At 56.9% G+C, this 13743-nt stretch carries 14 protein-coding genes; 7 read left to right on the top strand and 7 right to left on the bottom strand.

What is annotated here, in order from left to right; all coding sequences use genetic code 11:
* Window positions 1-145 precede the first annotated feature (145 nt).
* The gene (gene tkt, locus H3L92_RS02790) at window positions 146-2134 is read left to right on the top strand and encodes a transketolase (protein ID WP_115336287.1); all 1989 of its coding nucleotides are present in this window, start codon (window positions 146-148) and stop codon (window positions 2132-2134) included.
* A 282-nt stretch (window positions 2135-2416) separates the two neighbouring features.
* On the opposite strand, the gene nusB is transcribed toward tkt, so the two are convergent.
* The 4 genes from nusB to H3L92_RS02810 all read right to left on the bottom strand — a co-directional run bounded on the left by nusB (window position 2417) and on the right by H3L92_RS02810 (window position 4910).
* Entirely contained in the window at window positions 2417-2842 is a 426-nt protein-coding gene (nusB, locus tag H3L92_RS02795) for a transcription antitermination factor NusB (RefSeq protein WP_085366902.1), read from the bottom strand.
* A gap of 95 nt (window positions 2843-2937) precedes the next feature.
* Window positions 2938-3414, bottom strand: a complete 477-nt coding sequence (gene ribH / locus H3L92_RS02800; RefSeq protein ID WP_085366903.1) for a 6,7-dimethyl-8-ribityllumazine synthase — start codon at window positions 3412-3414, stop codon at window positions 2938-2940.
* A 71-nt stretch (window positions 3415-3485) separates the two neighbouring features.
* Window positions 3486-3809 carry a DUF2185 domain-containing protein gene (locus H3L92_RS02805; protein WP_085366904.1) on the bottom strand — a complete coding sequence of 108 codons (324 nt, stop codon included), beginning with the start codon at window positions 3807-3809 and terminating at the stop codon, window positions 3486-3488.
* A 231-nt stretch (window positions 3810-4040) separates the two neighbouring features.
* The gene (locus H3L92_RS02810; RefSeq protein ID WP_085366905.1) at window positions 4041-4910 is read right to left on the bottom strand and encodes a DMT family transporter; all 870 of its coding nucleotides are present in this window, start codon (window positions 4908-4910) and stop codon (window positions 4041-4043) included.
* Window positions 4911-5255: 345 nt separating this feature from the next.
* On the opposite strand from H3L92_RS02810, the gene bamJ reads away from it, so the two are divergent.
* The 6 genes from bamJ (at window position 5256) to aspA (ending at window position 10873) form a co-directional block, all read left to right on the top strand.
* Window positions 5256-6044, top strand: a complete 789-nt coding sequence (gene bamJ, locus H3L92_RS02815) for a BamJ family beta-barrel-assembly machinery protein (protein ID WP_085366906.1) — start codon at window positions 5256-5258, stop codon at window positions 6042-6044.
* A gap of 115 nt (window positions 6045-6159) precedes the next feature.
* Window positions 6160-6849 (top strand): Sir2 family NAD-dependent protein deacetylase, encoded by a 690-nt coding sequence (locus tag H3L92_RS02820; RefSeq protein ID WP_085366907.1) that lies wholly within the window; start codon window positions 6160-6162, stop codon window positions 6847-6849.
* A 13-nt stretch (window positions 6850-6862) separates the two neighbouring features.
* Complete coding sequence (locus H3L92_RS02825) at window positions 6863-7483, top strand: thermonuclease family protein (protein WP_085366908.1); 621 nt, start codon at window positions 6863-6865, stop codon at window positions 7481-7483.
* A gap of 234 nt (window positions 7484-7717) precedes the next feature.
* Complete coding sequence (gene pssA, locus H3L92_RS02830) at window positions 7718-8473, top strand: CDP-diacylglycerol--serine O-phosphatidyltransferase (RefSeq protein ID WP_085366910.1); 756 nt, start codon at window positions 7718-7720, stop codon at window positions 8471-8473.
* A 34-nt stretch (window positions 8474-8507) separates the two neighbouring features.
* Complete coding sequence (locus tag H3L92_RS02835; RefSeq protein WP_085366911.1) at window positions 8508-9317, top strand: sulfite exporter TauE/SafE family protein; 810 nt, start codon at window positions 8508-8510, stop codon at window positions 9315-9317.
* A 137-nt stretch (window positions 9318-9454) separates the two neighbouring features.
* Window positions 9455-10873, top strand: coding sequence for an aspartate ammonia-lyase (gene aspA / locus H3L92_RS02840; protein WP_085366912.1), 1419 nt, complete (start codon window positions 9455-9457; stop codon window positions 10871-10873).
* 209 nt (window positions 10874-11082) lie between these two features.
* Here aspA and H3L92_RS02845 read toward each other — a convergent pair whose 3' ends face one another.
* From H3L92_RS02845 to H3L92_RS02855, 3 genes are all read right to left on the bottom strand, one after another.
* Window positions 11083-11226 (bottom strand): FeoB-associated Cys-rich membrane protein, encoded by a 144-nt coding sequence (locus tag H3L92_RS02845; RefSeq protein ID WP_085366913.1) that lies wholly within the window; start codon window positions 11224-11226, stop codon window positions 11083-11085.
* Window positions 11226-13103 carry a ferrous iron transport protein B gene (gene feoB, locus H3L92_RS02850; protein ID WP_085366914.1) on the bottom strand — a complete coding sequence of 626 codons (1878 nt, stop codon included), beginning with the start codon at window positions 13101-13103 and terminating at the stop codon, window positions 11226-11228. The genes H3L92_RS02845 and feoB overlap by 1 nt, the downstream gene beginning before the upstream one ends.
* Before the next feature lie 89 nt (window positions 13104-13192).
* Window positions 13193-13465: a FeoA family protein gene (locus tag H3L92_RS02855; RefSeq protein ID WP_085366915.1), complete on the bottom strand. Its 273-nt coding sequence runs from the start codon at window positions 13463-13465 to the stop codon at window positions 13193-13195.
* Window positions 13466-13743 lie beyond the last annotated feature (278 nt).

The following is a 13743-nucleotide window of genomic DNA, read 5'->3' on the forward strand; positions in this document are numbered from 1 at the left end:
AGAATCGGTTCCGTACTATCTGTACTGTCTGCGGCTTGCTGCCTTGTACCGAAGTGTGGATTCACTATAGTACCCACCTTGAAAGCCCCCGCGAATCAGGCGATAATCGAAGCCGTTTTTACCCCACATCAGAAAAGGTATCCAAATGGCTTCACAACTGGCAAACGCCATCCGTTTTTTATCTGCCGACGCGGTGCAGAAAGCCAATTCCGGCCACCCCGGTGCGCCGATGGGCATGGCCGAAATGGCCGAAGTTTTGTGGACGAAATTCTTAAACCACAACCCCGCCAACCCCAAATTTTACAACCGCGACCGTTTCGTTTTATCCAACGGCCACGCTTCGATGATTCTTTACAGCCTGCTGCATCTCACGGGCTACAACGTTTCGATTGACGACCTGAAAAACTTCCGCCAGCTGCACAGCAAAACCCCCGGCCACCCCGAATACGGCTACACCGACGGCGTGGAAACCACCACCGGCCCGCTGGGTCAGGGCATCGCCAACGCCGTGGGCATGGCGCTGGCCGAAAAAATCCTGGCGGCCGAATTCAACCAAGACGGCCTGAACATTGTTGACCACCACACCTATGTGTTTTTGGGCGACGGCTGCCTGATGGAAGGCGTGTCGCACGAAGCCTGCTCACTGGCCGGCACACTGGGCTTGGGCAAGCTGATTGTTTTGTACGACGACAACAACATCTCCATCGACGGCAAAGTGGACGGCTGGTTTACCGAAAACATTCCGCAACGCTTCGAAAGCTACGGCTGGCACGTGGTGCCGAACGTTAACGGCCACGACACCGCCGCCCTTGAAGCCGCCATTGCGCAAGCCAAGGCCGAAACCGGCAAACCCTCCATCATCTGCTGCAAAACCCTTATCGGCAAAGGCGCGGCCACCAAAGAAGGCAGCCACAAAACCCACGGCGCACCGCTGGGCGCGGAAGAAATCGAAGCCACCCGCAAACATTTGGGCTGGCATTACGGCGCGTTTGAAATCCCGCAGGAAGTGTACGACGGCTGGAACGCCAAAGAAAAAGGTGTGGAGCTGGAAAACGGCTGGAACGCGCTGTTTGCCGAATATCAGGCCAAGTTTCCCGAAAAAGCCGCCGAATTCGTGCGCCGCATGAACCATGAACTGCCCGCCGGTTTCGATGCTTACGTTCAGACGGCCTTGAAAGAAGTGTGCGACAAGGCCGAAAAAATCGCCACCCGCAAAGCCAGCCAAAACAGCATCGAAATTCTGGCCAAAGTGCTGCCCGAGCTGGTGGGCGGCTCGGCGGATTTAACCCCGTCCAACCTCACCGACTGGTCAAACAGCGTATCGGTTACGCGCGAAAAAGGCGGCAACTACATCCACTACGGCGTGCGCGAATTCGGCATGGCCGCCATCATGAACGGCATGGCGCTGCACGGCGGCGTGAAACCCTTCGGCGCCACCTTCCTGATGTTCAGCGAATACGCCCGCAATGCCCTACGCATGGCCTCGCTGATGAAAATCAACCCGATTTTCGTGTTTACCCACGACTCCATCGGTTTGGGTGAAGACGGCCCCACCCACCAGCCCGTAGAGCAAACCGCCACCCTGCGCCTGATTCCCAATATGGCCGTATGGCGCCCCTGCGACACCGCCGAGAGCCTGGTGGCGTGGGCCGAGGCAGCCAAAGCCGCAGACCACCCCAGCAGCCTGATTTTCAGCCGCCAAAACCTGCCGTTCATCCCGCGCAGCGACGAGCAGTTGGGCAACATCAAGCGCGGCGGTTATGTGATCAGCGAAGCCAGAGAAGGCGCGGCGCAGGCGGTGGTTATCGCAACAGGCTCCGAAGTCGAGCTGGCGTTGAACGCGCAAACCGTGCTGGCCGAGCAGGGCGTGTTTGTGAATGTGGTGTCCATGCCTTCGACCAACGTGTTCGACAAGCAAGACGAAGCCTACCGCAACAGCGTGCTGCCGGCCGGCCTGCCGCGCATCGCCGTGGAAGCGGGCGTTACCGGCGGCTGGTATAAATATACGGGCTTGAACGGCGCCGTGGTCGGCCTCGACTGCTTCGGCGAATCCGCCCCCGCCGAGCAGCTGTTCCAAGAATTCGGCTTTACCGTGGATAACGTGGTCAATACTGTGAAAGCGGTTTTGCAGTAAGCCTGTTTGAATAAACTTGAGGCCGTCTGAAAAGTTTCAGACGGCCTCAAGTTTGTTTCGGGTTGAGACCTTTGCAAAATTTGTTGGTATTTTAAAATTTCTGCGTCATGCTCGGGCTTGACCCGAGCATCTTATCGTTTGGAAAGAAATAGTAGGTACTCGGGTCAAGCCCGAGTATGACGGCGTTTGGGTTTTCAGACGGCCTTAAGCTATTTTGCAAAGGTATCAGGTTTTGTATTCCGTCATACCCGGGCCAAGCTTGGGTATGACGGAACGGTTGTGTCAGCCGCGTTTGGGATCGTTCGGGCGCAACTGTGCGGCGAGTTTGTCGAGAATGCCGTTGACAAACTTGTGGCCGTCGGTGCCGCCGAAGGTTTTGGTTACCTCGATGGCTTCGTTGATAATCACGGGGTAGGGCGTTTCGGGCATGGCGGCAAGCTCGTGGCAGGCCATCAGCAGCACGGCGCGTTCGATGGGGCTGAGGTCGTTTTCGTCGCGGTCGAGCAGGGGGCGGATTTGCTGCATATATTCGCGCCGGTTGGCGTGTGCGCCGAAAAAGAGTGCGGTAAACAATTCGCCGTCGGCTTTTTTGAAATCGCTGCTTTCGCGGATGTTTTTGGCGGTTTCGGCGGCGGGGGCGTCGGTGAGCGCCGATTGGTAAAGTGCCTGCACGGTAAATTCGCGGGCACGGCGGCGGGGTGTTTTCATGGTGTTTCCTTGCGTTTTGCAGTAGGGTTTCAGACGGCCTGATGCATTCGGGCAAGCGGTGCAATCAGGCCGTCTGAAATAATATTTGAACAATATCAGGCTTCGTCGTCGAGCTGCTCTTCCAACAGCAGGTTCACGAGGTTGGCGCATTCCACGGCCACGATGGCGGCGTCGGCGGCTTTTTCTTCGATGCGCGCGTGCGCCTGTTCGTCGTTTTCGGTGGTGAGGATGGCGTTGGCGATGGGGATGTTGTAGTCCAAACCCACCCGGGTAACGCCGGCGCCGGATTCGTTGGCCACCAGCTCGAAATGGTAGGTTTCGCCGCGGATAACGGCGCCGATGGCAATCAGCGCGTCATATTGTTGGGTGGCAGCCATGTTTTGCAGCACCAGCGGCACTTCGAGCGCGCCGGGAACGGTGGCGACGGTGATGTCGTCGGTGTGGACGCCGAGGGCGGCCAGTTTGTCGGTGCACACTTTGAGCATGGCGCTGCCGATTTCGTTGCTGAAACGGGCTTGTACGATACCGATGCGCAGGTTGGTGCCGTCGTGGTCGGGCTGGATGGTGTTCATAGGGTTTTCCGTGTTTGAGTGGTAAACGATAGAGAAAATAGCTTCAGGCCGTCTGAAAACTAATTTTGAAACTAATCTTGCGGCTGCCAATCGGCTGCGGGTTGGAACACGCCGTTTTCGTCAAGCTCCCACGCCGTGCCGGCGGGTTGGCTCAGCCATTCGGATACGGCGGGGTGGTTGCGGGTGATGCCGCCGATGTCGTACACGCCGAAATTTTCGGGGTTTGCGGCAAATTCGTCGGTTTCGTCGCCGCTGAAAAAACGCCAGCCGCTGTCTTGCTCGAACACCGGCTCTTCGCGGTACATAAAGCCGATAGGCGCGCCGCCTTCGCTCACGGCTTTGGAAACGATGCAGCGGCCGAGCGCGGCGGCGAGGGCGTTGGCAAACAGGTTCATGGTTAAAGCGGCCGGATAAAGGTTGCAAATGCGGTTATTTTACACGATTCGCCGCCCTTACGCATGGTGGTTTTCAGACTGCGAACCTAGGGTCTGTTGACATGACGCAACGGCGGTATTTTTGGTCAAAATCGCGCGTCTGCGGCGTTAAAAATGCTCGCAAGGTGTTCAACCTTGCTGCGCTTTTTGCCTTGCATACGCGGTTTTTGCCTCAAAAAACCGCTGCGTTGGTCAATTGTCAACAGACCCTAGGTAAATCGCCGCCAGCGTTAAGAGCGCACCGCCCCATTGCAGGCCGTTGATGGGTTTGTCGAGCCAAAAATAGTCGATAACCAGGGCCGCCACCGGTTCGCTCAGCAGCAAGAGGCCGGTTAACGACAGGGAAAGCAGCGGAATCGCATAGGCAATCAGCCCCCACGCGAAACACTGCATCACCGCGCCGTAAACCAGAATCAGGCCGGCATCGCGCAGGGTGGTCGGATAGAGGTTGCCCGAATCGAGCAGCAGCATGGGCAGCACCAGCGCAACCATGCCGCCCAAGCTCACCAGCAGCATCATCGGAAACAGCGCCGTGGCTTCGGCCTGATGGGTTTTGCGCACGAACACCATCGACAACGCCAGCATCGCGCCCGACACAATCCCGCTGGCAAACCCCCAGCCCGCGTTTTGGTTGTTGCCGAATTCGGGGCTGGCAATCAGCGCCACGCCGGCCACCGCCATCACCAGGCTCAGCAGTTGCATTTTGCCCAAACGCTCGCCGAAAAAGAAAAAGCCGATGGCCGAAAGAAAAAAGATTTGCAGGCTGTTGAGCAGGGTGGAAATGCCGGGGCCGACGGCGTAAATGCTTTCGTGCCACAAAGCCAGGTCGAAGCCGAGAAACGCACCCGAAAGCAGGGCGCAGCGCAGCGCCTGCCGGCTTTTCGGCAGTTTCTGCCCGAAAAAGCGCGACAACGCCCAAAAAATCACCGCCGCCACCGCCAAACGCCAAAAAGCGATGGCATACGCGCCCACCGGCACGAATTTCACAATCAGGCTGCCGAGGCCGAAAATCACACAGCCCACAATCAGCATGGGTGCCGCACGGCGGTTGGGTTCGCGCATTTTTGAATGCCTGCATAAAGAAAGGCTTAGGATTGTATAGCAGGCCGTTTGAAAAGAGAAGAAAGGTTAATGTGCGTTTCTTAACACAAGGCCGTCTGAAACTGGTTATAGCGGATTAAATTCAAACTGATACCGCGTTGGCTCGCCTTAGCTCAAAGAGAACGATTTTGTAAGCTGCTGAAGCGGCAACAGAATCGGTTCCGTACTATTTGTACTGTCTGCGGCTCGCCGTCTTGTCTCAATTTAAATTTAATCCACTATATTTTTCAGACGGCCTTAATTCCACTTAACCCAAACTCCGCTATAATTCACGCTCCCGTTAATATGTTACTCAGGACGCACATAATGAATAAAACCCTTAAAACCGCCGTATTGGCCGCCACCGCCGCATTGGCATTGGCCGCCTGCAAACAGGAAGGCGGCAGCGCGGCCGGTGCCGCATCCGGCGAAAAACCCGCCTCGGCAGCTTCCGCAGCAGCGGCGGGCGATTTCAGCAGCCCCGCCCAGCGTGCCAGCTACGCCATGGGTATGGATATCGGCGCAACATTGAAGCGCATGAAAGACCAGGGCACCGAAGTGGATCTGAAAGTGTTTAACGAAGCCGTGCAAACCATGCTCGACGGCAAAGAACCCAAGCTGAACGACCAGCAGGCGCAGGAAGTGCTGATGGCGTTTATGGCCGAGCAGCAGCAGAAAGCGCAGGCCAAAGCGGCCGAAGATGCCAAAGCCAACCTCGAAAAAGGCCAGGCGTTTTTGAAAGAGAACGGTGCCAAAGAAGGCGTGAAAACCACCGCATCCGGCCTGCAATACAAAGTGAAAACCGAAGGCACGGGCGCGCAACCCAAAGCCACCGACGTGGTAACCGTTGAATACGAAGGCCGCTTGACCGACGGCACGGTGTTCGACAGCAGCAAACAGCACGGCGGCACCGCCACCTTCCCGCTCAACCAAGTGATTAAAGGTTGGACGGAAGGCATCCAGCTGATGAAAGAAGGCGGCGAATACACCCTGTTTATTCCCGCTGCGCTGGCCTACGGCGAAAATGCCGTGAGCGACAAAATCGGCCCGAACGCCACTTTGGTGTTCGACGTGAAACTGTTGAAAGTAGAAAAAGCGCCCGCGCAAGGCAAATAAGCCGGGCAGTTGGACAGGCCGTCTGAAAAACCTTTCAGACGGCCTGCTGTTTTTGCATGAAAAGCGGCGGTGCGGTTCCGTGCCCTGCCGCCGCTGCACAAAGGAGCGGATTCCGATGAAAAAATGTGTGGTTTTAACCGGCGCAGGCATCAGCGCCGACAGCGGCCTGAACACGTTCCGCGATGCCGGCGGTTTGTGGGAGGGGCATAAAGTAACCGATGTGTGCACGCCCGAAGCCTTTGCGCGCAACCCGCAGCTGGTGCTCGATTTCTACAATATGCGCCGCAGGCAGGCCAACGAAGCGCAGCCTAATGCCGCCCACCAGGCTCTGGTGCGGCTGGAAGCGCACTACCGCGTGCAAATTATCACCCAAAACGTCGATAACCTGCACGAGCGCGCGGGCAGCCGCCGCGTGCTGCACCTGCACGGCGAGCTGAACAAAGTGCGAAGCTGTGCCGACGGGCGCGAGATTTTAGATTGGACGGGCGACCTGAACCTCAACCACACCGACGGCAAAGGCCGCCAGCTCAGGCCGCATATCGTGTGGTTCGGCGAAGAAGTACCGCTGTTTGCGCAGGCGGTGGAAGAAATGCGCGATGCCGACATCGTGATGGTGGTGGGCACGTCGCTTCAAGTTTATCCCGCCGCTTCGCTGCTGCATTTCGCTCCGCCGCAGGCCGAATGTTTTCTGGTTGACCCCAAACCGCAGCAGGCGGGCAGGGCGGTGGAAATCATCGCGCAAAAAGCCAAAGACGGCGTGCCCGCGCTGGTAAACGAATTAATCCGCCGCGCATCCGCCACTTAACCGTAGAAAATTCATGAAAAACATCATATTACCCATCTTGATTGCGCTGCTGCCGCTTAGCGCGCCCGCACAGGCAGACGTGTTGGCGCAGTGGCTGGAGCAGGGCAGCAAGGCGGCGCAGCAGGCCGGCCGGATTTGGTCGCAGGTGCGCGCCGGCAAGCAATACACGGGCCGCGTAACCGCCGTTGCCGACGGCGACACGCTGCGCGTTACCGACAGCCACGGAGCCAAACATAAAATCCGCCTGGCTTATATCGACGCGCCCGAATTGCAGCAGGCGCACGGCCGTTCGGCGCAACAGGCGTTGAGCGCCGAGGCATTGGGGCAGACCGTGAGTGTGGAAGTGTTTGAAACCGACCGCTACAAGCGCGAAGTGGCCAAAGTGAGCATCAACGGCAGGGATTTGAACCTGAGCCAGATCGGCCGGGGACATGCGTGGCATTATGTGTCGATTGCCAAACGCAGGCAGAACAAAGCCGATTATGCCGCCTATGCTTATGCTGAAGCCAAAGCCCGGCAGTCGGCTGCGGGGCTTTGGCGCGGCAAAAACGCCCAAGCGCCGTGGGATTTCCGCAGGCAGGAACGCGAAAAGCAAAACCCGGGCGCAGGCGGCACGCAACAGGGCTGGTGGTGATGTGCCGCAACCGGTTTTCAGACGGCCTAAACGAATTTTGCAAAAGTTTCATATTGAAAGAAATCTTGTTGAAAGAATTTTTGCAAAGGCTCGGCCTGCGGCGTTCGATAGGGCAGATTCCGCATAAAAAACCGCGCACCGCCTGCCAAAGGCCGTCTGAAACACACCGCACGGGGCTTGCGGTATAATCCATACAAACCACATAACAGGCCGCACGGCTGTTACGGAAAAACGATGACGACACCACAAAACCCCACGCCGCGCTTCAGGGCGCTGCTGCGGCAGAACAGTATTTACCTGCTGCCCAATTCTTTCACCATCGCCGCGCTGTTCGCCGCGTTTTTCGCCATCACGCAGGCCATGCACGGGCGTTACGAAACGGCGGCAATCGCCGTGTTTGTTTCGATGCTGCTCGACGGCATGGACGGCCGGGTGGCGCGCTGGACCAACAGCCAGAGCGCCTTCGGCGAGCAGCTCGACAGTTTGGCCGATATGGTCAGCTTCGGCGTCGCCCCCGCCCTAATCGCCTATAAATGGCAGCTGTGGCAGTTCGGCAAAATCGGCTATTCGGTGGCGTTTATCTATTGCGCCTGCGCCGCGCTGCGTTTGGCGCTGTTCAACACATTAATCGGCAAGGTGGACAAACGCTGGTTTATCGGTATTCCCAGCCCGACGGCGGCGGCGCTGATTGTGGGCATGATCTGGGTGAATCACAGCTACGAGCGGTTTTCTCATGTGGCGTGGGTGTGCCTGATTATCACGCTGTTCGCGGGGCTTTCGATGGTGGTGCAGATTCCGTTTTGGAGCTTCAAAGAAATCAACGTGCGCCGCAAAGTGCCGTTTTTCATGATGATTGTGTTTATGCTGGTGTTGGCGGTGGCGGCATGGGAGCCTTCGCTGGTGCTGTTTCTGTTTTTCTTGGGATACAGCCTGTCGGGCTATGTGATGTTTGTTTGGCGGTGGTTGAAAAAGCGCAAAAAGGCCGTCTGAAAAACGTTTGGAAATTTGAGAAGAAGAACAAGCCATGTTGGATATACAGTTGGTGTCGGTTATGCTGGCGGTGGGCGCGTTTGCGGGCTTTATCGCGGGGCTGCTCGGCGTGGGCGGCGGCATGATTATCGTGCCGGTGGTATTGTGGGTGTTGCAGATGCAGGGCTTGGACAATATCCCGCACGCGCAGCATTTGGCGGTGGGCACATCGTTTGCGATTATGGTGTTCACCACGTTTTCGAGCGTGATGGCGCAAAACCGGAAAGGCGCGGTGGATTGGCAGGTGGTGCGGCGCATGGTGCCGGGCATGATCGCCGGCGTGCTGATCGGTTCGTTTCTGGCCAAACACATTTCCAACACGGCTTTGCAAGTTTTCTTTATTGTGTTCACCGTTTTGGTGGCGCTGAAAACCCTGGCCGATGCCAAACCCAAGCCTTCGCGTTCGCTGCCCGGTTTGGCGGGGTTGAACGGCGTGGGCACGCTGTTCGGCATGGCGTCGAGCTGGGTGGGTATAGGCGGCGGCTCGCTGTCGGTGCCGTTTCTGATGTATTGCAACGTGCCGGTGCACCGCGCCGTGGGCACATCGGCAGGGCTGGCGTGGCCGATTGCGGTGGCGGGTGCGGCAGGTTATCTTTACTCGGGCTGGAATGTGGGCGGCCTGCCCGAAGGCTCGTTCGGGTTTTGGTATCTGCCGGCGGTGGTGGTGCTGAGCGTGGCAACGGTGGTGTTTGCGCCCATCGGCGTGAAAACCGCCCACAAACTGCCGCCCGAAAAGCTGAAGCTGGCGTTCGGGCTGCTGCTGCTGGCGATTGCGGGCAGAATGCTGTGGCGTTTGCTGGCATAAGGGTTTGAAATAGGATTGGAAAGGCCGTCTGAAACCGTTCGGACGGCCTTTTTATGCCCGTAAAATGGTAAAATAAACAAAGCGGCCATGCGGCCGGAAACGGCTGTAAATTTTGAAAAACAACGGAGAATGTAAAGATGAAAAAACGCATTGAAACCGACCTGCTCGGCGAGCGCAAAATTCCGAACGAAGTGTATTGGGGCATACACACTTTGCGGGCGAAAGAAAACTTCAATATTTCCACCCAAAGGATTTCCGATATTCCCGAATTGGTGCGCGGCATGGTGATGGTGAAAAAAGCCGCCGCCCGCGCCAACGGCTATTTGGGCGTGATTGCCATGGAAACCGCCCAAGCCATCGAAGCCGCCTGCAACGAGGTGCTCGAAAAAGGCCGCTGCCTCGACCAGTTTCCTTCCGACGTGTATCAGGGCGGGGCGGGCACTTCGGTAAACATGAACACCAACGAAGTGATTGCCAACCTGGCGCTGGAGGCTTTGGGTTACGAAAAAGGCCGCTACGACATCATCAACCCCAACGACCACGTTAACGCCAGCCAATCCACCAACGATGCGTATCCTACGGGTTTGCGCATCGCCGTATATAACAGCATCGGCGCGCTGCTGGATAAAATAGGCCGTCTGAAACAGGCATTTGAGCAAAAAGCGGCTGAGTTTCAAGATATTCTGAAAATGGGGCGCACGCAGTTGCAGGATGCGGTGCCGATGACGCTGGGGCAGGAATTTACCGCCTTTGCCGTTTTGCTCGAAGAAGAAGAGCGCAACCTGCTGCGCACCGCCGCCCTGCTATTGGAAGTGAACCTCGGCGCAACCGCCATCGGAACGGGTGTGAACACGCCCGAAGGCTACGCCCATCTGGCGGTGGCGAAACTGGCCGAAGTGAGCGGCCTGCCCTGCACGCCGGCGCACAACCTGATCGAAGCCACTTCAGACTGCGGCGATTATGTGATGGTGCACGGCGCCTTGAAGCGCACGGCGGTGAAGCTCTCGAAAATCTGCAACGACCTGCGCCTGCTCTCGTCCGGCCCGCGCGCAGGGCTGAACGAAATCAACCTGCCCGAAATGCAGGCCGGCTCTTCGATTATGCCCGCCAAAGTCAATCCCGTGATTCCCGAAGTGGTCAATCAGGTGTGTTTCAAAGTGATCGGCAACGACACCGCCGTTACCTTTGCCGCCGAAGCCGGGCAGTTGCAGCTGAACGTGATGGAACCCGTAATCGGCCAATGCCTGTTTGAAAGCATTTCGCTTTTGAGCAACGCCTGCACCAACCTCGCCGAAAAATGTGTGGAAGGCATTACCGCCAACCGCGAAGTGTGCGAACAATATGTGTTCAATTCGATTGGATTGGTAACTTATCTGAACCCGTTTATCGGCCACCACAACGGTGATTTGGTGGGCAAAATCTGCGCCAAAACCGGCAAGAGCGTGCGCGAAGTGGTGCTGGAAAAAGGTTTGTTGAGCGCGGAAGAGTTGGACGATATTTTATCGCCGCAAAACCTGATGAAGCCGCAATACAAGGCGAAGCGGTTTAAATCTTGAATATCGTTTGATAGGCAGATATTCGATTAAAAAGCCTTGAGGCCGTCTGAAAAGTTTTCAGACGGCCTCAAGGCTTTTTTGCAAAGGTCTTTGGCTAGATAGTCAATAAACTTAAGAAAAATTGCGTGCTTCATACCCGGGTCAAGCCCGAGTATAACGGGGGTGGATAAGCGGCTTTTTGCAAGGCACCATGCAGGCGGAACCCGCCGCTAATGGCAGCCGCCCTTACTGCCGCCGCAGCGGTCGCAACCGCCGCATGCGGAATTGCTGTTTTTGGGTTTGAACACAAACTTGCGCAGCATATACAGCACGCACAAAACCACAATGATGCCGACGATAATATATTGTTCCATCACAAAATCCTCGAACTGATTTGATAAACCAAGAAAGCCGCCAGATAAGCCAGCACAAACAGAAACGCGGTGATTGCCCAAGTGTGGCGGGCCGATTTGGTTTCGCGCCGGATAACGGCCAAAGTTGCCAGGCACATCGGCGCATAGATATACCAAGCCAAAAAGGCAAACGCCGTCGGTAGGCCCCAGTTGCTGCTCACGATCGGAATCAGGGCGTTTTGCACCGCATCTTCCGAGCCGGCGCCCACGGCATAAACCGTGCCCAAAGCGGCCACCACCACTTCGCGGGCGGCGATGCCGGGAATCATGGCGATGCACATCTGCCAAGTGAAGCCCAGCGGCGCGAACAGCGGCTCGATCAAATGGCCGATGGTGCCGGCGAAACTGTAGTCGATGGCCGCGCCCGTTGCGCCTGCCGGCGGGGCGGGAAAGCTCACCAGTGCCCACAACACCACACTTAAGGCAAAAATCACCGTGCCGGCGCGTTTTAAAAACGCTTTCACACGATCCCACAGGCTGGTGATGATGTGTTTGAAGTTGGGCATACGGAAAGTGGGCAGCTCCATCAGCAGCGGAAACTGGCGGATACCCGATTGTTTGCGGGCGAGGCGTTTCATCACGAAAGCCGTCAGCGCCGCCGAAGCGATACCTGCCGCATACAGGGCAAACAGGGTTAAGCCTTGCAGGTTAAACACGCCCCACACGGTTTGCTGCGGAATCACGGCGGCGATAATCAGCGCATAAACCGGCAGCCGTGCCGAACAGGTGAGCATGGGCGCAATCAGAATCGTTACCAAACGTTCGCGCGGGTCTTGAATGGTGCGGGCCGACATCACGGCAGGCACGGCGCAGGCGAAGCCGGAAAGCAGCGGAATGAAAGAGCGGCCGGAAAGCCCGCTTTTCGAGAGAAGGTTGTCGAGCAGAAAAGCCGCGCGCGGCAGATAGCCCGAATCTTCGAGCAGCAGGATAAACGCAAACAGAATGGTAATCTGCGGCAGAAACACCAGCACGCTGCCCATGCCGGCAATCACGCCGTTCACAATCAAATCCTGCAATACGCCGGCCGGCATCACGGTTGTTACCCACTCGCCCAATGCGCCGAAACCGCCTTCGATGGCATCCATCAGCGGCGCCGACCACGAATAAACGGCTTGGAATACCAGCAACAGAATCACCGCCAGAATGGCAAAGCCCCAAACAGGGTGCAGCACCAGCGAATCCAAGCGGCGGTGCCATTCGGGCAGCTTCATTTCGGTGCGCACTACTTGGCGCAGAATATCTTCCACCTGCTCGTAAAGCGCGTTGCTGTCGAGGTTGTTGAGCAGGCGTTCGGCGGTGGCCGTATCAACGGGTGTGTTTAAGCGGCGCGGCAGTTTCGCCACCGCCTCGCGCACGCCGCGGATGCCGTCTTTGCTCACCGCCACGGTTTCCAACACCGGTACGCCCAGCAGCTTACTGAGTTTGGCCGCGTCGATTTGCAGGCCGCGCGAACGGGCGACATCGCTTAAGTTGAGCGACACCGCCATCGGCAGCCCCAGCATTTTCAGCTCCAGCATCATGCGCAGGGTCATACGCAGGTTGGTGGCGTCGGCCACGGCGATAATCGCATCGGGTTGCCGGTCGAGTTTGCCCAGCACCATATCGCGCGCCACCGCCTCGTCGGGGCTGGTGGTGCGCAGGCTGTAAGTGCCGGGCAGGTCGATGATGTGGATGGAAGCATCGTCGATAAACACGCCCTCGCGCTTATCAACCGTTACGCCCGGATAGTTGGCCACTTTGGCATTGGAGCCGGTCAACCCGTTGAATAAAACGGTTTTACCGCAGTTGGGCGCGCCCAAAAGCGCAAAATAGCTTAAAGAAACGGCATCGGCTTGCATATCGTATCCTCTTGCAGGTTATTTGAATTGTTTTCACTTTTTCAGACGGCCTGAAAGGTTGTGGGAAATTGAGGCCGTCTGAAAGCAGTTTAGAAATGTTCGGTTACCACGCGGCACATGATTTTGGCCGCTTCGGGCGCGCGTAGGGCGAACTGCGACTGGTTGCCCAAACGCACGGCAAACGGCCCTTTGCCGAGCGCCCCCACGGCAACCACCACCAGCGGCATACCGTTGGAAAAGCCCAAATCGGCCAAACGGCGGCCGACGAGTTCGTCCAACTCGCCGAACACGGCTTGGGGCTGAATGGAATCGATGTGGGCATAAGTGCCTTTGCTTAGGGAAGAGAGCGGAACAGCAGACATAAGGAACCTACTTTCTTTTTTGATGGTTAAACAATCGGAAAGCGGTAAGACGGAATATCAAAGATAAACGATTTAATATTGGTATTGGTTTTTATTTACTTTCAAGGTCATGTTAATACTTTTTAGGCAAATACTCAATTCTATCTGTTAACTAATGAACGATAGTTTTGGGTTTGTTGACCTGAATCAGGAAGAAAGGTGGGTTGGGGCCTTTGCAAAAAAACAATTCAAACTTGAAAACGTTTGTGTCTCGTCATTCCCGCGCAGGCGGGAATCCA

The sequence above is a fragment of the Neisseria dentiae genome, from assembly GCF_014055005.1.
Classification (GTDB): Bacteria; Pseudomonadota; Gammaproteobacteria; order Burkholderiales; family Neisseriaceae; genus Neisseria; species Neisseria dentiae.